Raw genomic sequence first — 19,474 nt, 5'->3', positions numbered from 1 at the left:
CCATGAGCCACACTTCTGCCGAATCTGTCACTAAAACTGCTGAAACCGAAGAACAGTTCTACACGCTGTGGACGGTCTTCAAGCGCTCGGCCGACGTTCTGCGCAGCGGCGATGCTGCCCAGGAATTCGAAGCCCTTGCGGAGAAGCTCGCCGACGGCGGCGTGATCCTGCGCGGTAGCTACGACGTCTCGGCAATGCGCTCGGATGCTGACATCATGGTGTGGCTCCACGGCCCCAAGCCGGAGGACCTTCAGTCCGCAGTCCGCTCCATCCGCCGCAGCAAGCTTTTTGCAGGAACCGACATCGTTTGGTCCGCCATGGGCGTGCACCGCGAAGCCGAGTTCTCCAAGAGCCATGTGCCCGCCTACGCCCGCGGCGTGGAGCCCAGCACCTGGCTTTGCGTCTACCCGTTCGTGCGCTCCTATGAGTGGTACCTGCTTCCGACGGAAGAACGCGGCAAGATGCTCCGCGACCACGGCATGCTGGGCCGCGAATTCCCGCAGGTCATTTCCAACACCGTCTCCTCGTTCGCTCTGGGCGACTGGGAATGGATCCTCGGTCTCGAGGCACCTGAGCTGGTGGACTTGGTGGACCTGATGCGCCACCTGCGCTCCACCGAGGCACGCCACCACGTGCGCGAAGAAATCCCCTTCTACACCGGCCGCCGCGTCACGGCGGCCGAGATTGCCGAGGTTCTCGCATGACCGGCCCCGAAGTTTCCACAGCACCCAACGCCATCACTGAGCGCGGCCGCCAGGAAGCCAAACGCTACGACGCCGTGCTTCTTGCGTCCTTTGGTGGTCCCGAAGGCCAGGACGACGTCATCCCCTTCCTGCGCAACGTCACCCGTGGCCGGGGCATCCCGGACGAGCGCCTCGAAGAGGTCTCGCACCACTACCGCGCGTTTGGCGGGATCAGCCCCATCAACCAGCAGAACCGTGAGCTGAAGGCCGCCATTGAGGCTGAACTGGCCAAGCGGGAAATTGAGCTGCCGGTTCTGTGGGGCAACCGTAACTGGGATCCCTACATCGCGCCGGTCCTGCAGGACGCGTACGACGCCGGACACCGCCGGATCCTGATGCTCACCACCAGCATCTACTCCTGTTACTCCAGCTGCCGCCAGTACCGCGAAGACATCGGCATTGCCCTGACGGAAACCGGTCTGGACGGCAAGCTTCAGGTGGACAAGATCCGCCAGTACTTCGACCACCCCGGCGTAGTCCAGCCCTTCCTTGAGGGTACGGCAGCGGGTCTTGAAGAGATCCGTGGCAAGTTGGCCGCAGCTGGCGAAACCGACCCTGACGCCAGGATCCGCGTGTTGTTCGCAACGCACTCGATTCCCACCAGGGACGCCGAGGCCGCCGGAAGCTCCGACGACGAGCCGCGCGAATTCGCAGAAGGCTCCGCATACGCAGCCCAGCACCTGGCAAATGCCAAGGCCATCATGGACGTTGTGGCACCGAACGTCGCCTGGGATCTTGTGTACCAGTCCCGCTCCGGTGCACCGCACATCCCGTGGCTGGAACCGGACATCAACGACCACCTTGAGGAAATAGCGCCCCAGGGCGTCCGCGGTGTGGTCATTGTTCCCCTTGGCTTCGTCAGCGATCACATGGAAGTTGCCTGGGACCTCGACACCGAGGCCCTGGAAACCTGCAAGAACCTGGACATCGAAGCCACTCGCGTTCCTACCCCGGGGACGCATGCGGCTTTCGTATCCGGCCTGGTGGACCTGATCTGCGAACGGACAGTGGAGAACAACATCGCCGACCGTCCCCATGTCACGGACCTTGGACCTTGGTACGACGTGTGCCGGCCCAATTGCTGCGAGAACTTCCGAGGCGCCAAGCCCGTCATTGCAGAGGTTGGCACTACCACCGGTACCGGCCATGATGCCTACCCGGCTTCGGAGGCAGCAAAGTGACCGTTCGCATCGGCACAAGGGCCAGCAAACTGGCTCTGACGCAGACGCAGCAAACGGCAGACAAATTGGCTGCGGTTGGCGGCTTCCCGGTGGAGCTCGTTCACATCAAGACCGAAGGCGACGTCAAGACCGGTTCCCTTTCCCAAATGGGCGGAACAGGCGTGTTCGTTGCAGCGTTGCGTGACGCGTTGCTGGCTGACAGCTGCGATGTCGCCGTGCACTCCCTCAAGGATCTGCCCACCGGGGCCGCCGTGGGCCTCAGCATTGCTGCGACACCCCAGCGCGTTGATGTCAGGGACGTACTATGCGCCCGCGATGGGCTGACCCTTGCGGAGCTTCCGGGCGGGGCAAGAGTGGGCACAGGCTCACCCCGTCGGGCAGCACAACTCCGGGCCGCCCGGCCTGACATCGAAGTGCTGGACATCCGCGGAAACGTGGACACCCGCCTTGGACGCGTCCCGGGGCTTCCCGGAAATGCCACTGAGGAGGTTGTTCCGGGCAAGTCCTGCGATCTTGACGCTGTGGTGCTGGCTGCCGCCGGCTTGGAACGTATAGACCGACTGGATACTGTCAGCGAGTTCTTCGCCACGGACGTCATGCTTCCCGCACCAGGACAAGGCGCGCTGGCCATTGAGTGCCGCACGGAGGAGGCTCCACGTCAGGCAGGAACCGCTGAGGGCTCCAACGGTGTGCTGGCGCAGGCACTGGCAGCCTTGAACGACGACGACACCCGCCTGGCCGTAACGGCCGAACGTGCCGTCCTGGCCAGGCTTGAAGCCGGTTGTGCCGCGCCCGTCGGCGCCTATGCTTTCCGGAAGGGCAGCATGCTCTATTTGGAAGCCGTTGTCTGCGCCGTGGATGGCACCAAAACTGTGCGCGAGAAAAAGGCCACGGACGGCCTGACAGACGTTGGAGCCACGTTGCTCGGCATCGAAGTGGCGGAGCTCTTGCTTGCTGCCGGCGCCGCGGAGATCGCGGACCTTGCCGCGTCCTGAGCTGCATGCATCACAAGGGCTGAGCGGTCGGCGCGTCCTGATTACCAGGAGCGCCGATCGTGCCAGGCCGCTGGCATCACTCCTTGGAAGCCGGGGCGCCACGCCATTGGTCCTGCCCCTCATCGATTTTGAACGGGCTGAGGACCAGGCGTCCCTCGATGACGCCCTTGACCGGCTGGCCGTAGGCGACTTTGACTGGCTGGTGCTCAGCAGCGTCACCACCGTGCGGGTTCTCTTGGAGAAGGCTGCAAGGCATGGAAAGTCCCTCGCGGACCTGGTCCCTGCCGAAACCAAGGTGGCGACCATCGGCCCATCATCCCGGGATGTCCTTGAGTCCGTTGGCCTCACCGTCGCTTTGGCTCCTGCGGAGGTCCAATCCGCAGAAGGATTGCTTGCTGCGTGGAAACCGGGCCCCGTACGGGTACTGCTGCCGCAGGCTGATATTGCAGCACCGGGCCTGCGGGAAGGCTTGGCGACGAAGGGTGCGGTAGTGGCCACGGTTGTTGCCTACCAGACCGTAGACTACCCCGCCCGGACAGGACGGAAGCTGGAAGCGCAGCTGCCCGCCGCCGTCGTTGATTCCGAAACTGGACAGGTGCCGATCCTCACCCCGGAAGACGCCCTGGCAGCGCTCGAGGCCGGGACGCTGGACGCTGTAGTTGCTGCTTCACCCAGTGCCGCACGGCGCATCGCCGAGATGTTCCCATCGTTGGGCGCCTGCCGCCTGATCGCGATAGGACGTCCGACGGCGGCAGAGGTTTCCCGCCTCGGCCTCACCGTCGCTGCCACAGCCAAAGAACCAACCCCGGACGGCATCGTGGCCGCTTTGGAATCTGTTTTCGCCAACGAAGGGAACCCGCAATGAGCTTTCCAAACCATCGTCCCCGCCGCTTGCGCACAACTCCCGCCATGCGCAGGCTCACCGCTGAGAACCGACTGGCACCCGCAGACCTGATCCTGCCGGCTTTCATCCGTGAAGGACTCACTGAACCCAGCCCCATCAGCTCCATGCCGGGAGTCGTCCAGCACACCACCGATTCCTTGAAGCGTGCGGCAGCCGAAGCCGTGGAGCTGGGCGTGGGCGGCATCATGCTGTTCGGTGTGCCGGCGGTACGTGACGCGCAGGGTACTGCGTCCCTCGACCCTGAAGGTGTCCTGAACAAGGCCATCCGCGATGTCAAAGCGGAAGTCGGCGATGACCTGGTGATCATGGGCGACGTTTGCCTGGACGAATTCACCGACCACGGCCACTGCGGTGTGCTGGATGCTGACGGATATGTGGATAACGACGCCACCCTGGAGATCTACGGCCGGATGGCGGTGGCGCAGGCCGAGGCAGGCGCCCATGTGCTGGGGCCGTCGGGAATGATGGACGGCCAGATCGCCGTGATCCGCCAGGCGCTGGAGGAATCCGGGAACAAGAACACTGCGGTCTTGGCTTACGCCGCCAAATACGCCTCTGCTTTCTATGGCCCCTTCCGGGAAGCCGTCGATTCCCAGCTCAAGGGTGACCGGCGGACCTACCAGATGGACGCGGCCAACCGCCGTGAAGCCATCCTGGAAGTTGAACTGGACCTCGAAGAGGGCGCCGACATGGTGATGGTCAAGCCGGCCATGAGCTACTTGGACATCCTGGCCGATGTCGCAGCCATGAGTCCCGTGCCGGTCTCGGCCTACCAAATTTCAGGTGAGTACGCCATGATCGAAGCGGCTGCGGCAAACGGCTGGATCGACAGGCGCGGTGCCATCACCGAATCCGTCCTGGGGATCAAGCGTGCCGGGGCCGATACCGTGCTGACCTACTGGGCCTCCGAACTTGCAGGCTGGCTGAAGGAGTCCTGATGACGTCCGTTCCCTCCGACCCCACAGCGCCGGTAGCGGCCAACCACATCCTGCTGGGACTGAACACCTTCGGCGACGCGGGGCTGGACGCCGAAGGCAACCCCAAGGAGCATGCCAGCGTGCTTCGCGAGCTGCTGGAGGAAGCAAAACTGGCTGACGCCGTCGGGATCCATGCTTTTGGCGTGGGCGAACACCACCGGCGGGACTTTGCTGTCTCCGCACCGGAAGTCTTCCTTGCAGCCGCAGCCGCTGTGACGTCCAGGATTCGCCTGGGATCGGCCGTCACGGTCCTCAGCTCCGATGATCCGATCCGGGTCTTCCAAAGGTTCGCAACCGTGGATGCCATCGCCAACGGCAGGGCTGAGGTCATGCTGGGGCGAGGCTCTTTCGTTGAGTCCTTCCCGCTGTTTGGCCTGGACCTGGCGGACTACGAGGTCCTCTTCGAGGAAAAGCTTGAGCTGTTCGACAAGGTGCGCGCCCAGAAACCCATCCACTGGGAGGGGCGCACACGGCCCAACGTCGGTGGACTCCAGGTCTACCCGCGGTTGCAGCACCACCTTCTGCCGGCCTGGATCGGTGTGGGCGGCACGCCTGAGTCCGTTCTGCGCTGTGCTGAATACGGGTATCCGATCATCTTCGCCATCATTGGGGGAGAGCCCCGCCGCTTTGCCCCTCTGGTGAACCTGTACCGCGAGGCCATGGGCAAGTACGGCCACCCGATGCGCCAGATCGCAACCCATTCACCCGGATTCATCGCCGATACCGATGAGGCCGCCCGGGAGGAGCTCTTCCCGCATTGGCTTGAGCAGCGCAACAGGATCGGCGCCGAGCGGTGCTGGGGTCCGGGCAACCGGGGCGAGTTCGATGCCATGTGTGGCCCCGAGGGTGCGCTCTACGTAGGCTCTCCGGAGACCGTCGCGCGAAAGATCGTCCTCCTGAAGCGCAACCTTGGAGTGGATCGCTTCGACCTCAAGTACAGCAACGGAACGTTGCCGCACCAGTCCATGATGCGCTGCATCGAGCTCTACGGCACAGAGGTGGCCCCTCGCGTCGCCGAACTGTTGGCTGGCGCTTCGTAGCTTGCGGCCTTGCCGCCGATGAATCACTGAAAGAATAGGAACCATGACTTCAAACACCCCTGTCTCCGACCAGCTCTTCGACCGCGCGCGGTCCCTTATGCCCGGCGGGGTCAACTCCCCGGTCCGCGCCTTCGGATCCGTCGGCGGAAACCCGAAGTTCATGGTCTCGGCCAAGGGGGCTTACCTCACGGATGCCGATGGCAAGGAATACGTGGACCTCGTGTGCTCCTGGGGTCCGGCGCTGCTGGGCCACGCTCACCCGGCAGTACTCGACGCCGTCCACGCAGCAGTGGACCGCGGGCTGTCCTTCGGTGCTTCCACGCCGGATGAAGCCAATCTTGCGGCGATCGTCAAAGAGCGTGTCTCGGCCGTCGAGCGCCTGCGGATGGTGTCCACTGGCACAGAAGCGACCATGACTGCGGTCCGCCTTGCGCGCGGCTTTACCGGACGCAACCTGATCATCAAGTTCGCTGGCTGCTACCACGGCCACCTGGATGGGCTGCTTGCCGCCGCAGGCTCCGGCGTCGCCACGCTGGCATTGCCGGGCTCGGCCGGCGTCACGGAAGCTACGGCAGCTGAAACTTTGGTGCTGCCCTACAACGACCTCGACGCCGTCGAGGCCGCCTTCGCGACGCACGGGAGCAACATCGCCGCTGTGATTACCGAGGCGGCTCCGGCCAACATGGGCGTTGTCACCCCGGGGGAGGGCTTCAACGCAGGGCTGTCCCGCATCACCAAGGAACACGGTGCGCTTCTCATCCTTGACGAAGTCCTCACGGGATTCCGCACAGGCTACGCCGGCTACTGGGGGCTGACGGGCCGCCAGGAAGGCTGGGCGCCGGATCTGCTGACCTTCGGCAAGGTCATCGGCGGCGGAATGCCGACGGCGGCACTTGGCGGCCGTGCCGACGTCATGGATTACCTCGCTCCCGTAGGCCCGGTCTACCAGGCAGGCACACTGTCCGGGAATCCTGTTGCCATGGCCGCCGGAGTAGCAACGCTGACAAACGCCACCCCCGAGGTCTATGCGTTTGTGGATGCCCGTTCCCTGGAACTCTCGGCGGCGCTGTCGTCAGCCCTGGACGCTGCAGGAGTGGACCACTCCATCCAGAGGGCCGGAAACCTGTTCTCCGTTGCGTTCGGCACTTCGGCCCACGGCGTCCACAACTACGCCGATGCGCAGGGCCAGGAGACGTTCCGCTATGCGCCGTTCTTCCACTCCATGTTGGACTCCGGGGTCTACCTTCCGCCGTCCGTCTTCGAGGCCTGGTTCCTGTCAGCGGCCCACGACGACGCCGCGATGAACCGCATTGTGGATGCCTTGCCGGCGGCTGCAAAAGCTGCGGCTGCCGCGTCCGCCTGATCATGCTGATGCCCCGGGCGACTGCGCGCAGCAGCTGCCCGGGGCATGGTGGTGTCCCTACGGGGTAGGCTCGTAGATGGAAACCCAACCCCAACGAACTAACGGTTTACCATGCGCAAGATCCAGACAATTGCATCCCTCGGTGTGAGCATCGCGGCGGCTGGAGCTATCCTCGCCATGGCGTCGGGTTGCTCAACCGGCAGCGGAAGCACCGCCCAAACCACAACGGAAGGGACGCCGTCGGCCTCTCCTTCCACGCCGTCAGGCACCCCGAAGCCCAGCACCGCGTCAGCGGTGCCAACGAAGCCGACAACGGTTCCTTCGCCCTCTGCCGCGCCGGCCACCACCTCTCCCACTGTGGCCGAGCAACAGCTGGCTGCGTTAAGCCTTGAGCAGCGCGTGGGCCAGTTGTTTATGGTGGCGGCCAAGGCCACCGGCGCCGAGCCAGGAACCATGCAAGCGTTGAAGCAGTATCACGCGGGCAACGTCTACCTAAGTGGGCGCAGCAAAGCAGGCTCTGCCGCTACTGCCGGCGTTGTGTCTGCGTTGACGGGAACGGTCTCGGCCGCCACCACCGGCGGCATACCCCTCTACGTGGCCACCGACCAGGAGGGCGGGTACGTCCAGGTTCTTTCGGGCCCTGGATTCTCCACGATTCCCACGGCCTTGGTGCAGGCATCCTCCGGTCCTGCCAAGCTCCGCACTGATGCTGCAACATGGGGCAGGGAGCTGCGCAGCGCTGGCGTCAACGTCAATCTCGCGCCGGTCCTGGACACGGTCACGAGCCCGGAGTTCGCGCCGTCCAACGCCCCCATCGGCCACTTTCAACGTGAGTACGGCTACGAACCCGGCACCGTTTCCGTCCTGGGCGACGCCTTTGCGGATGGCATGAAGGACGCCGGAGTGGCGCCTGTAGTGAAGCACTTTCCCGGTTTGGGCAGGGTTGTTCCCAACACGGACGTCACCAGCGATGTCCGGGACACCGTCACCACGCGGGATGATCCTGCCTTGGAGCCGTTCCACGCAGCCATCAAGTCGGGCACGCAATGGGTCATGGTATCGAATGCGTTCTATGACCGGATCGATCCTGCCAACATTGCACCGTTCTCACCGACGGTCATGGACACCATGCTGCGTGCGGATGCGGGCTTCAAAGGCATCGTTCTCTCGGATGACCTTTGCAGTGCCGCGCAGCTGGAAGCCTGGTCCGATGCGGATCGAGCCCTGAACTTCTTTGGCGCAGGCGGAACCATGCTGGTGTGCGCTGATCCCGCGAGTATTCCAGCAATGCATCAGGCCGTGGTGAAGAAGGCGCAAAGCGATCCCGCGTTCCGGGCAAAAGTGGATGCCGCGGCTTTGACGGTTCTTCGGGTCAAGGCCGGGCAATGAGAACAGCAAAGAACCCCGCCTTCGCAGCGAAGGCGGGGTTCTGAGCAGTTGCTGCTGGCCCTGGCTAGAGGACGTCCGAAAGGAATCCTTGAAGGCGTTCCGTTTGGGGATTGGTGAACAGTTGCTCCGGAGGTCCGGATTCCACCACAACACCGGCGTCCATGAAGGTCACCACGTCTGAGACGTTGCGGGAGAAACCCATTTCGTGGGTCACTACCACCATGGTCATGCCGCCTTGGGCCAGGTCTGTCATAAGGGCAAGGACACCCTTGACGAGTTCCGGGTCCAGAGCCGAGGTGGCTTCGTCGAAGAACATCACCTCGGGCTTCATGGCCAGGGCGCGGGCAATGGCTACACGCTGCTGTTGGCCACCTGAAAGGTTGGCCGGACGCGAGTCAGCCTTGTGCTTCAAGCCCACCAGGTCCAGTTGGGCCAAAGCCTCCTCCCGGGCCTGCTCCTTGGACATGCCACGGAGCTTGCGGAGTGCCAACGAAATGTTCTCGGCCACCGTCTTGTGCGGAAAGAGGTTGAACTGCTGAAAGACCATGCCGATGCGGCGGCGCAGTTCGTCCGGATTGTCTTTGAGCACTGAACGCCCATCCAGCAGGATGTCGCCCTGGTCAGGCTCAATGAGCCGGTTCATCACGCGCAGGAGCGTCGACTTGCCTGAGCCGGAAGGACCGATCACGGAAGCCGTGGTGCCCTTCTCTACGTGCAGGTCAATGCCCCGCAACACGTGGTTGCTGCCGAAGGACAAATGGATGTTCTTCGCCGTCAATGTGCCTGAAGCGAATTCGCTCATGCTTGGGCTCCCTTTCCAACGACGGCTGCCGCCTCGTCAGGTTCCTTCTTTTCCGGGCGGCCGGAGCGCATCCGGGCATCGATCCAGTTCACAAAGTGTGTGAGCGGGATGGTAAGCGCGAGGTAGAAGATGGCTGCAGCCACATACGGGGACAGGTTTCCGCTGTTGGCAGCGGCGTCCTTGCCGATCTGGAAGATCTCACGTTCCGTGGCCAGCAGGCCGAGCATGAACACAAGCGATGATTCCTTGATCAACGCAATGAACTGGTTGACCAGGGCCGGAAGGACCCTGCGGATTCCCTGGGGTACCACCACGAGGCGCATCGAAGAGCCGTAGCTGAACCCCAACGCACGGGTTGCTTCGAGTTGGCCCTTGTCCACGCTCTGGATACCCGAGCGGAAGATTTCACCGATGTACGCGCCGGACATCATGGACAAAGCCGTGATGGCCATGGGATACGGGTTGCTGGAACCCGTGAGCTCACGAACGATCGGGCCAAACCCGAATCCGATGACCAGGATGGTCAGCACTGGCGGCAGGCCGCGGAGGATGTCCGTGTAAATGCGGGCAATCCACCGGGCTGCGGCGTTCCGGGAGATCCCCATCAGTGCCAGCAGCATACCGATGGCTGTCCCGATGATGCCCGACGTAACAGCCAGGATCAGCGTATTGGGAAGACCGACGGCGAACATCTTGGGGATGACTTCGCCCATCGCCTCCCAGTCCAGGAAGGCGTCAGCTAATTGATTGAGGATATCCATGGAACGTCCGGGTTACTTGGCGGGAACTTGGACGGCCTTGCTGCCCGGCGTCCAGCCCTGGGGAGTCTGCTCTGCGGCAGTGGGACGGTCTTTGTACCACTCGGCAGTGAGCTTGGTCCAGGTGCCGTCAGCAATGACAGCGTCCAAACCGGAGTTCAGGGCGTCGATCAGCGGCTGGTTGTCCTTGTTCACGGCGTAAGCGGTGAAGTTCTGGGTGTTGACGACCTTTTCGGCGATGGTGGTGTTATCGCCTTCCTTGACCTGGCCCTCAGCCTGCTGGGAGGGAGCCACCCAAGCGTCGATCTGGCCGTTCTTCACGTTGCCGTAGACCGTGTTGTAGTCGGGGAAACGGACCGGCTCGATCTTGAGGGTGTTCGTCATGTAGTCATCCTGGACGGTGCCCTGGACGACTCCGACGCGGAGGCCTTCCTTGAGGTCGGCGAAGCCCTTGATCTTCGAGTCGTTCTTGGTCACGACAGCCATGTAGCCGAAGTCGTAGCCGTTGGTGAACGCTACGGTGTTGCGGCGGGCGTCCGTGGTGGAGATCGAGGACGATCCGACGTCGAACTGCTTGTTGGCGACCTGGGAGAGCAGCGCCGAGAAATCGGTGGATGCGAATTCGACCTTGAGGCCAAGCTTGTCGCCAATGGCGCGGAGCAGCTCATTGTCGTAGCCGGTGAACTTGCCGGAAGGATCAATGAAGATGTTCGGAGGGGCATCCGAGAGCGTGCCGACGCGCAGGGTGCCTTCGGTCGCGAGGCCGAGCTTGGACTTATCGATCTTGTCCAAGGGAGTGACATCGGCGGTGGTGTACTTGTCCAGCGTTTGCTGGTCACTGCCGGCGAGGGCGTCGGTGGGGGAGCCGCTGGGCTCGGAGGAGCCTCCACCGCATGCTGCCAGGGAAATCACCAGGGCTGCGGCCACGGGGGCAACAGACAGCCACTTAGGGGCTTTGAATTTCATAAAGAAATCACTTTCATCGGGTCACGGAGACGTTTCGCGGTGGGCGGGGAATGTGGCAACCGAAAGAAGGTTGGCTGCCCTAGCAGACTTCAACCCGCCAAACTTAATTATGTCACCAGCCCGCCAACGCATAGTGAATCGAACAAACGGTTGCCAGCACTCGATTACGCCGAACAGAATTCCCTTGGAACGGCGGCGGGACTCCGGACTATTTCGGGAGTAGCTCTCCGCATGGAATCCACGCATGACCAAGCCCGGGTTGGGGGTTCCCGAATTTGCTGTGACTTGCGTCGCAGAAAGTAACGTACGCGGGAATGTTCCCGGCCTAGAAGCCGCCCCGGCTTGCGTCCTCGGGCGGAAGTACCGGCCATTCACCTTCGATGACTGCCGTGGGTTTGCTGCGCCGCAAGTACTGCTGAAAATCGGCGGCCTGGGATGCAGCCCAGTCTACTTGCAGTTGATGGAGCGTGGATGCAGGCATCTGCAGCTTGGGGAATTTGCCGGCCATGGCATCCAACACGCGGAGAGTGGCAAGCGCATCCGCAGCAGACGTATGGGCGTTGGTCAGGTCCACTCCGTATTCCTCGCACAGGGCGGTCAGGGTGCGCTTGCCTTTGCGGTAGCGGTCGACCTGCTTGTTCATGACGTACGGGTCCAGAACCGGGAAACGGCTCAATTGCGGGACGCCGTAGCGGGCGGACTCGGCGGCCAGGACTGTGAAGTCGTAACTGGCGTTGAAAGCGATGACTGGAGTGCCGGCGTCGAAAAGTTCCTGGAGAGCCGCGGCGACTTCCCGCGTGACCTCCGCCGCCGGGCGGCCTTCAGCACGGGCTTTTTCCGTGGTGACACCATGCACTTCACTGGCTTCGAGGGGGATTTCGACGCCGGGATCGGCCAGCCATTCATGCTCCGCCACCAGTTCCCCGCGGGCGTCCACGACAGTGATGGAGGCGGTGACGATCCGCGCCGACCGCGAGTTCTTCCCGGTGGTCTCGAGGTCGAATGCGGCACGGGAGAGGGTGTTCCAGGAGCTCATGTTTTCAAGTTACCGGCTGGCTCCGACACTATTGGGCACGACACTCCTGCCGTTACGCTGAACACATGCGGATGGAGTATGTAACGGCGGTCCTGGCCGTTGTGGACCTCGTTCCGTCGGGTTCTGCGGTCTCCTATGGTGACGTCGCGGAGCTCCTGGGAGCCGGTGGACCCAGGCAAGTTGGCGCGGTCATGAGCCACTATGGCAGTTCGGTGGCTTGGTGGAGGGTGCTTCGGGCAAGCGGGGAGGCGCCCCCGGGCCACGAAGCTGACGCCCTTCGGCACTACCTGGATGAATCGACACCCCTCCACGGTGCTTACGAAGCATTCCAGAGAACGGGCGAAGGTCGCTGGCGGGTGGACCTGACAGCGGCGCGTTGGGCGCCTACGGACGCCGACTTTGATCAACTGGATGTGATCTCCGACCAGTTGGAGCGTCAACTCCATAAATTGTCGGTGCCCGATGATGAAATGACTGTGTGACCGCGACTCCAACCAAAACCCGCCAAGTACCGGCAGCTCTTCGTCTGCTGCCTCCGCGCGAAACCCACTACGCGTCGCCCGGTTTGTCCCCGGACCAAGAAGCAGTCGTTTCCCTCCGACAGGGGAGCGGTCCGGTCCTGGTGCCCGGGGGCCCGGGAACCGGTAAGTCCACAGTGCTCGTCGAATCCGCGGTCCGACGCGTTCGTGAGGATGGACTGGACGCCGAACGGATACTGATCCTCGCGCCCGGACGGCATGCTGCCGCAGCCTTGCGGGATACTTTTACGGGGCGGCTTGACCGCAGCCTTAGTACGACGCCGGCACGCACCTGGGCGTCGTACGCTTTCGATGTCATCCGGCGGGCGAAAGCCGAAGGCGTCCTGCCCCTTGCCAGGCCCCCGAAGCTTCTGTCCGGACCGGAGCAGGACCTGATCATCAAGGAGTTGCTCGAGGGGCACTCGCGGCCCGGTTTCCAGTTGCCTTGGCCGGAGGACCTCGCGGCGGCACTTCCCACCCGCGGCTTCCGCCACGAGATCCGTCAGCTGTTCGACCGCATCATTGAATCGGGCCGTACGGCGGAGGATCTGCTCGGTCTTGCCCATGAATGCGGACGTCCCGATTGGATCGCCGCGGCCGAGCTTTACAGCGAATACAGGGATGTGTTGGACCTGCGCATGCCAGAGGCCTTCGACCCCGCGGGAATCATCACCACGGCGCGGCAGATCTTCCAGGATTCGCCGGCCTTCCTGGCCGCCGAACGCGAACGCCTCCAGCTCATTTTGGTGGACGATGCCCAGGAGTCCAATCCTGCCGTGTTTGAGCTGCTCGCCGACATATCGGAGGCCAAGGACGTTGTGGTGACGTACTCCCCGGATACTGTCGTGCAGGGTTTCCGTGGTGCACGTCCGGACCTTGTTGCTGAGCTGCCTGCCCTGTTGGGAGGCCTGCAGCAGGCAGTTCAAGAATGTCCGCTGTGGGTTACGCACCGTCACCTGCCCGAGGTAGCCGAAGCATGGACGCGTGTCGCAGCTCGAATTTCGCAGCGTTCCGGTGGTCAATTGGCCCGGAGGCTGGAGCAACCACCAATGGCGGAGCCCGCGTCGGCCGGCGAAGGCCGCGTGGAGGGGCATGTGCTTCCGTCCGCCGTCCACGAGATGCGGTACGTTGCCCAGAGGATTCTGGAAGCGCAGTTACGGGAACACCGGGACTTCAGCGATATCGCGGTGATAGTTCGCAACGGCGGACAGATCTCGCAGCTGCAGCGGTACCTGAGCGGCCAGGGAATCCCGGTACGCGTTCCGGTGGCAGACTCAGCCGTCCGCGACGAAGTAGCCGTACGTCCCCTGTTGGAGACCTTTGCGATAGTCCTGGACCCAGCTAAGTTGACTCCCGAAACGGCAGTTTCCCTCCTTACATCGCGTGTCGGCGGGGCTACTGCCATCGAATTGCGCAGGCTCAGGCAATCGCTCCGCCGCGAGGAACTTCTGGGCGGAGGTGGCCGATCCAGCGACGCCCTCCTGGTGGAGGCCCTGCTTCAACCCGGAGCCCTGGCGTCGCTGGGAATAGAGGGGAGCTCGGCCCGCCGGCTGGCCCGCATGATAGCGGCTGGATCCGGGGCTGCGGCTGAGCCCGGGGCAAATGCCGAGTCTGTTCTGTGGGCCTTATGGCAAGCCACCGGATTGTCGTCCCGGTGGGCTGAAATGGCACTTGAGGGAGGCAACGCCGGCGCAAGGGCGGATCGTGACCTCGACGCCATGATGGCCCTGTTCCATACAGCCGAACGCTTCGTCGACCAGTTGCCCGGATCCGGTCCTGAACAGTTCCTGGAGTATCTGTTGAACCAGGAACTCCCCATGGACACCCTCGCCGCACGGGCCCAGCTCGAGGCCTGCGTGGAGATCATGACTCCGGCCAGTGCAGCGGGCCGGGAATGGCCGGTGGTGATCGTTGCCGGCCTCCAAGAGGGTGTGTGGCCCAACACCCGTCTACGTGGTGAGCTTTTGGGGAGCACGCTGTATGCCGACGCCGTGGAGCATGGAGTGGATTATGCCGTTCGTCGTGGACCTCTGAGCAGGCTCCGGGATATCCGGTATGACGAACTCAGGAGTTTTTCGACCGCCGTGTCGCGTGCCCGTGAGGTCCTGATTTGTACGGCCGTTTCGTCCGACGATGAGCAACCCTCCGCCTTCCTGGATTATGTGGCACCACTGGATTCCGGCGAGTACAGGCGCGAGTACACGCCCGTGGACCGCCCTATGACCCTTCGGGCACTTGTCGCGGAACTGAGGCAACATGCCCAGTCCGAAGACTCCGGCACGGGCGCCGGGCACGAGGCGGCGCGGTTGCTGGCCCGGCTCGCAAGTACGGAACCGCCTGTTCCCGGCGCCCACCCGGACACTTGGTGGGGCTTGGCGCCCTTGAGTTCCGTGGAGCCAGTTGTTCCTCCTGGCGGAACGGTCCCGGTCTCACCTTCCAAGGTTGAAGCCGTCCATAAGTCGCCGCTGGACTGGTTTGTCCAGGCCGCTGGAGGTGAGGCTGCCACAGATTTTGCACGGAGCCTGGGAACGCTGGTCCACAGTATTGCCCAGGAATTTCCCGACGCTTCGGGGTCGGAGTACGTCGCGGAACTTGTCCGCCGATGGCCCACATTGGGTATGAAGGACAACTGGGAAGGGAGGCTTGACTTCCAACGCGCGGAGCAGATGGTCCGCAAGTTGGCCCAGTACGTTCTCATCATGCGCGGTGACGGAAGAAGCCTGCTGGCGGTAGAGCACGACTTTGAAGTCCAGCTTCCTGATGTCCGTGTGGAGGCGGCCACCCCGGATGGAAGTGACGGGGAGTCCACCCGGCGCGCGGTCCTCCGTGGCCAGGTGGACCGCCTTGAGATCGATCCCGAGGGCAGGCTCGTCATCGTGGACCTCAAGACCGGCAAGCGCCAACCGGGGAAGGCCGAGGTTGCCAAGCACCCGCAACTGGGCGCCTATCAGGCGGCCGTGCTCAAGGGCGGCTTCCAGGATGCGGGAACCGATAAACCAACGGCCGACGCCGGTCCCCTCGCCGGGACCCCGAACGGCGTTGTCCCCGGGGGTGCCGTACTGGCCCAGCTAGGGACCAAGACCAAGAGTCCGGGAGTGCAGCAGCAGGATCCGTTGGACCCTTCCGACAATTGGGCGGAGAACCTGGTCAACGAGGCTGCTGCGCTGATGGCCGGAGCAACGTTCGAAGCCCGGCATGATCCCAGCAAAGGGGGGCATGGCGGCCATGGCTGCCGTCTCCCGGATATTTGTCCACTGTGCGCCAGAGGAAAGCAGGTCACCGAATGACAACTGAGCTCCTGGACGGCCTTGCCGCCGCTCCATCCGGCACTCAGGGCGAGGCAGATGTTCCGGAGCCCCGCTTTTCACCCTCCGACCTTGCTGACATCCTTGGCGAAAAGAACCATCCCACCCCCGAACAGTCGGACATTATCGCTTCCTCGCTGTCACCGCGTTTGGTGATTGCCGGTGCCGGTTCGGGGAAGACCGCCACCATGGCAGACCGGGTGGTGTGGCTCGTAGCCAATGGCTGGGTACGTCCGGAGGAAGTACTTGGTGTGACCTTCACGCGCAAGGCTGCAGGAGAACTGGCCAGCCGGATCCGGAACAAGCTGGCCACTCTCCAGCGAATTGCAGCGCAGGATGACGGCAGCATCGGGTTCCCCGACGGACTCGTGGGTGCTGACGACCTTGAACCCAAGGTCTCCACCTACCACTCCTACGCCAGCGGCATAGTGTCTGATTATGGTCTGCGGTTGGGCATCGAGCGCGACGTCGTCCTGTTGGGTGGGGCACAATCCTGGCAGCTGGCCAGCGAAGTAGTCGAGGCGTACGACGGCGACTATGAGCACTTCACCGCGGCCAAGTCCACCCTCGTCAATGCCGTCATTCAACTTGCCGGGGAGTGCGCCGAACACCTGCAGGATCCTGCTTCCGTGCGGGACTGGGTCCTTGAACGCGTCGAGACCTTTGGCCAGCTTCCCTACGTGGCCGGTGCAAAGAAGAACCCGACCCAGGCTGCTGCAGATCTGGCAGCCATGCTCCGAACCCGCGCCAGCGTGGCAGACATGGTGGTTCGCTACCAAGAGGCAAAGCGGCAACGCGGAGTCCTCGATTTCGGCGACCTCGTGGCTCTCGCTGCCCGGATTGCCAGTGACATTCCCCTCGCGGCGTCAACGGAGAGGGCCCGCTACAAAGTGGTGCTCCTGGACGAATTCCAGGACACATCCCATGCCCAGCTGGTTCTCTTTTCGCGGCTCTTCGGCCGAGGACACGCCGTCACCGCGGTGGGAGATCCCAACCAGTCGATTTATGGGTTCCGCGGTGCTTCGGCCGGACAGCTCTTCCATTTTGTCCAGGAGTTCCCCGTCAGGAACATGGACGCGACAGGGGATGATGAGGCCTATTCCGTGGCTCCAACGTCGTACCTGACTACAGCCTGGCGGAACGGTCGGCACATTCTTGAAGCTGCCAACACCATCGCAGCGCCCTTGAACAAAGCCGCAGCATCGGATGGCCCTGCGGGGGAGAGGGGGACAGCCGGCAGCGTTTCTGTGCCTCCGTTGGTTCCGAGCCCGGCGGCGGTCGACGGAAGCGTCGTGATCGGCCGTTTTGGTACGGATGAGAATGAGGCCGCTGTCGTAGCCCGCGATGTCCGCCGCTATCAGCGCACCGTCTTCGAGCAAGAGAAGGACGGGACGCCGGTCAAGCCAACCATGGCGGTCCTGTGCCGCAGGCGCGCGCAGATGGAGTGTCTTCGCCGGGAGTTTGAGCTGCAGGGAATTGCCTATGAGATCGTGGGACTTGGTGGTTTGCTGGACACGCCGGAGATTGTGGACCTGGTGGCCACCCTGCGTGTCCTCGCCGATCCCGGGCGGTCCGATGCCTTGATGAGGCTGCTGGCCGGAGCCCGTTGGCGGATTGGCCCGGCAGACTTGATGGCGTTCAGCGACTGGTCCCGCTTCCTTGCCCGTCGGCGTTCAGCTCCGGACGGCTACTCCGAAACCACAGATGACAACGAGCAACCGGCCGCGGTAGTGGTCGAGAGCGACATCACGGATACCGCCAGCCTCGTGGAAGCCTTGGACTTCCTCCCTCGTCCGGGCTGGACGTCCGGGCACGGGAGGAGCCTGAGTGCCGCCGCCATGGAGCGGCTGAGCAGACTTGCGTCGGAACTTCGTTCCCTGAGGAGCTACATCGGAGACGACCTCACGACGCTCCTCGGGGAGGTCGAACGTGCCATGCTCCTGGACATTGAAGTAGCGGCCAAGCCTGGAATCAGCATTCACCAGGCGCGCCGGAACCTTGACGCCTTCCAAGATGCCGCGGCCGGATTCCTTCAGACGTCCCAGCGCATCGATCTCTTGGCATTCTTGTCATGGCTTGAGGCTGCGGCCTCCGAGGAGGGCGGCCTGGACGTTGCCCCCGTCGAAACCAATCGGGAGGCCGTGCAGTTGCTCACGGTGCATGCCTCCAAGGGCTTGGAATGGGATGTTGTCTTCGTCCCCGGCCTCAACGAAGGTTCGTTCCCCAGCAGCAGGGATTCGCGATGGAGCAGCGGAGCTGCTGCGTTGCCTTGGCCTTTGCGGGGTGACCGCGCAGACCTCCCCCAGTGGGACCTCGACCAGCCTGACCAAAAGGGGTGGCTGGACGCGGAGAAGGATTTCAAGTCCGAAGTCCAGCATCATGGCGAGGCCGAGGAACGGAGGCTCGCCTATGTCGCCTACACTCGGGCGAAATTCGTCTTGTGGGCCTCCAGCGCCGCCTGGAACGGCTCCCGCTCGGGGATGGCCGGTATCTCTGCCTTCCTCTCCGAGTTGGCCCCGCTTGCCGGAGTCGACCCCGAAGCCGGTTCAAGCCGCCCCCTCACGCCCGGCTGCGCAGTGGTCCACCCGGAATCCGTAGCCGAGGATGCACTCCCGGAAGAGAGCCCGCTGACCGCAGTGCTTGAGGTCGCCGGCTTCCCGTATGATCCCCTCGAAGGCCCTTCCGATCCCCGGAGCGGCGCCCGCCTCAGGTTGGTCCCCGGGCGCAGGCTGGCCATGGACCAGGCGGCGGCAAGGGTCCGTGCATACATCGATGATGCCGTCGGCCAGGCACCCTCCCCGGAGCCCGGTGGCCCTGCCCGTAAATGGTCCCAGGAGGCAGAACTACTGCTGGACCGCCAACAGCAACGTAAGTCAGTGCAGGATGTTCACCTGCCGAGCCATATTTCGGCCTCGCTTTTCGTGGACCTCGGTGCTGACCCGGCTGCCGTCCTCACCCAACTCCGCAGGCCTGTTCCCCGCGAACCTGGCATTTCAGCCCGCAAAGGTACGGCCTTCCATGCGTGGGTTGAGGAGTACTTCGGGACCACCGGCATGCTCGACCTCGATGAGGCGCCAGGCTCGGACTCCCACATCGACGAGGCATACGGCTTGGATGACATGGTGGCGGCCTTCAAGCAGTCCGAGTGGGCACAGCGCGCGCCCGCATTTGTCGAAGTGCCCGTGGAAACCCGGATCGGGGATGTCGTAGTCCGTGGACGCATAGATGCAGTGTTCCGTGACGCCGATGGACGTTGGCAGCTCATCGACTGGAAGACCGGACGACGCCCCGCGGGTCAGCAGTTGGCGACACGGGCGGTGCAGCTGGCTGTTTACCGGCTCGCTTGGGCCCGGCTCAAGGGCGTGCCCCTTGAAGACGTCAGCGCTGCGTTTTACTACGTGGCGGAGGACTCAGTGGTGCGGCCGCACGATCTGGGCAGTGCCGAGGAACTGGAGCAGATCGTGGCGAGGGCTTTGGAAAGCGCCGGCTAGGGGCTG

Annotated in this window: 15 protein-coding genes; 11 read left to right on the top strand and 4 right to left on the bottom strand. The window is 63.6% G+C overall.

Translation table 11 applies throughout. The features are described from left to right. The first annotated feature begins 2 nt into the window (after positions 1-2). The 8 genes from hemQ (at position 3) to J3D46_RS20090 (ending at position 8,592) form a co-directional block, all read left to right on the top strand. Positions 3-704 carry a hydrogen peroxide-dependent heme synthase gene (gene hemQ, locus J3D46_RS20125; RefSeq protein WP_253468611.1) on the top strand — a complete coding sequence of 234 codons (702 nt, stop codon included), beginning with the start codon at positions 3-5 and terminating at the stop codon, positions 702-704. Next, the gene (locus tag J3D46_RS20120) at positions 701-1,924 is read left to right on the top strand and encodes a ferrochelatase (protein WP_231337938.1); all 1,224 of its coding nucleotides are present in this window, start codon (positions 701-703) and stop codon (positions 1,922-1,924) included. Before hemQ ends, J3D46_RS20120 begins: the two co-directional genes overlap by 4 nt. Next, positions 1,921-2,919 carry a hydroxymethylbilane synthase gene (hemC, locus tag J3D46_RS20115; RefSeq protein ID WP_253468609.1) on the top strand — a complete coding sequence of 333 codons (999 nt, stop codon included), beginning with the start codon at positions 1,921-1,923 and terminating at the stop codon, positions 2,917-2,919. The genes J3D46_RS20120 and hemC overlap by 4 nt, the downstream gene beginning before the upstream one ends. Then, the gene (locus J3D46_RS20110) at positions 2,906-3,784 is read left to right on the top strand and encodes a uroporphyrinogen-III synthase (protein ID WP_253468607.1); all 879 of its coding nucleotides are present in this window, start codon (positions 2,906-2,908) and stop codon (positions 3,782-3,784) included. The genes hemC and J3D46_RS20110 overlap by 14 nt, the downstream gene beginning before the upstream one ends. After that, on the top strand, positions 3,781-4,761 hold the full coding sequence (gene hemB / locus J3D46_RS20105; protein WP_231337941.1) for a porphobilinogen synthase: 981 nt from the start codon (positions 3,781-3,783) through the stop codon (positions 4,759-4,761). The genes J3D46_RS20110 and hemB overlap by 4 nt, the downstream gene beginning before the upstream one ends. After that, complete coding sequence (locus J3D46_RS20100) at positions 4,761-5,840, top strand: LLM class flavin-dependent oxidoreductase (RefSeq protein WP_253468605.1); 1,080 nt, start codon at positions 4,761-4,763, stop codon at positions 5,838-5,840. The genes hemB and J3D46_RS20100 overlap by 1 nt, the downstream gene beginning before the upstream one ends. Before the next feature lie 43 nt (positions 5,841-5,883). Continuing rightward, positions 5,884-7,203: a glutamate-1-semialdehyde 2,1-aminomutase gene (gene hemL, locus J3D46_RS20095; protein ID WP_231337943.1), complete on the top strand. Its 1,320-nt coding sequence runs from the start codon at positions 5,884-5,886 to the stop codon at positions 7,201-7,203. A gap of 111 nt (positions 7,204-7,314) precedes the next feature. After that, positions 7,315-8,592: a glycoside hydrolase family 3 N-terminal domain-containing protein gene (locus J3D46_RS20090; protein ID WP_253468603.1), complete on the top strand. Its 1,278-nt coding sequence runs from the start codon at positions 7,315-7,317 to the stop codon at positions 8,590-8,592. A gap of 64 nt (positions 8,593-8,656) precedes the next feature. On the opposite strand, the gene J3D46_RS20085 is transcribed toward J3D46_RS20090, so the two are convergent. The 4 genes from J3D46_RS20085 to J3D46_RS20070 all read right to left on the bottom strand — a co-directional run bounded on the left by J3D46_RS20085 (position 8,657) and on the right by J3D46_RS20070 (position 12,154). Then, the gene (locus J3D46_RS20085) at positions 8,657-9,394 is read right to left on the bottom strand and encodes an amino acid ABC transporter ATP-binding protein (protein WP_231337945.1); all 738 of its coding nucleotides are present in this window, start codon (positions 9,392-9,394) and stop codon (positions 8,657-8,659) included. Next, on the bottom strand, positions 9,391-10,155 hold the full coding sequence (locus J3D46_RS20080) for an amino acid ABC transporter permease (protein WP_231337946.1): 765 nt from the start codon (positions 10,153-10,155) through the stop codon (positions 9,391-9,393). The genes J3D46_RS20085 and J3D46_RS20080 overlap by 4 nt, the downstream gene beginning before the upstream one ends. Positions 10,156-10,167: 12 nt before the next feature. Further along, positions 10,168-11,118, bottom strand: coding sequence for an ABC transporter substrate-binding protein (locus tag J3D46_RS20075; RefSeq protein ID WP_253468601.1), 951 nt, complete (start codon positions 11,116-11,118; stop codon positions 10,168-10,170). A 325-nt stretch (positions 11,119-11,443) separates the two neighbouring features. Continuing rightward, positions 11,444-12,154, bottom strand: a complete 711-nt coding sequence (locus J3D46_RS20070) for a 3'-5' exonuclease (protein ID WP_231337948.1) — start codon at positions 12,152-12,154, stop codon at positions 11,444-11,446. Positions 12,155-12,219: 65 nt separating this feature from the next. On the opposite strand from J3D46_RS20070, the gene J3D46_RS20065 reads away from it, so the two are divergent. The 3 genes from J3D46_RS20065 to J3D46_RS20055 are packed head-to-tail and all read left to right on the top strand — an operon-like array spanning position 12,220 to position 19,468. After that, positions 12,220-12,636, top strand: a complete 417-nt coding sequence (locus tag J3D46_RS20065; protein ID WP_159703581.1) for an MGMT family protein — start codon at positions 12,220-12,222, stop codon at positions 12,634-12,636. Then, on the top strand, positions 12,633-15,959 hold the full coding sequence (locus J3D46_RS20060) for an ATP-dependent DNA helicase (protein WP_253468599.1): 3,327 nt from the start codon (positions 12,633-12,635) through the stop codon (positions 15,957-15,959). The genes J3D46_RS20065 and J3D46_RS20060 overlap by 4 nt, the downstream gene beginning before the upstream one ends. Next, positions 15,956-19,468, top strand: coding sequence for an ATP-dependent DNA helicase (locus J3D46_RS20055; RefSeq protein ID WP_253468597.1), 3,513 nt, complete (start codon positions 15,956-15,958; stop codon positions 19,466-19,468). The genes J3D46_RS20060 and J3D46_RS20055 overlap by 4 nt, the downstream gene beginning before the upstream one ends. Positions 19,469-19,474: the final 6 nt, after the last annotated feature.

The organism is Paenarthrobacter sp. A20, assembly GCF_024168825.1.
GTDB lineage: Bacteria > Actinomycetota > Actinomycetes > Actinomycetales > Micrococcaceae > Arthrobacter.
Note: the sequence above shows the minus strand (reverse complement) of the source record. Positions and strands in the feature narration are given on the sequence as shown.

Coding starts and splice junctions, on each gene's coding strand:
- J3D46_RS20065 (WP_159703581.1), top strand. CDS start 12,220: ATGCGGATGGAGTATGTAACGGCGGTCCTGGCCGTTGTGGACCTCGTT.
- J3D46_RS20090 (WP_253468603.1), top strand. CDS start 7,315: ATGCGCAAGATCCAGACAATTGCATCCCTCGGTGTGAGCATCGCGGCG.
- J3D46_RS20100 (WP_253468605.1), top strand. CDS start 4,761: ATGACGTCCGTTCCCTCCGACCCCACAGCGCCGGTAGCGGCCAACCAC.
- J3D46_RS20120 (WP_231337938.1), top strand. CDS start 701: ATGACCGGCCCCGAAGTTTCCACAGCACCCAACGCCATCACTGAGCGC.
- hemL (WP_231337943.1), top strand. CDS start 5,884: ATGACTTCAAACACCCCTGTCTCCGACCAGCTCTTCGACCGCGCGCGG.
- J3D46_RS20055 (WP_253468597.1), top strand. CDS start 15,956: ATGACAACTGAGCTCCTGGACGGCCTTGCCGCCGCTCCATCCGGCACT.
- J3D46_RS20085 (WP_231337945.1), bottom strand. CDS start 9,394: ATGAGCGAATTCGCTTCAGGCACATTGACGGCGAAGAACATCCATTTG.
- J3D46_RS20070 (WP_231337948.1), bottom strand. CDS start 12,154: ATGAGCTCCTGGAACACCCTCTCCCGTGCCGCATTCGACCTCGAGACC.
- J3D46_RS20080 (WP_231337946.1), bottom strand. CDS start 10,155: ATGGATATCCTCAATCAATTAGCTGACGCCTTCCTGGACTGGGAGGCG.
- hemQ (WP_253468611.1), top strand. CDS start 3: ATGAGCCACACTTCTGCCGAATCTGTCACTAAAACTGCTGAAACCGAA.
- hemB (WP_231337941.1), top strand. CDS start 3,781: ATGAGCTTTCCAAACCATCGTCCCCGCCGCTTGCGCACAACTCCCGCC.
- J3D46_RS20075 (WP_253468601.1), bottom strand. CDS start 11,118: ATGAAATTCAAAGCCCCTAAGTGGCTGTCTGTTGCCCCCGTGGCCGCA.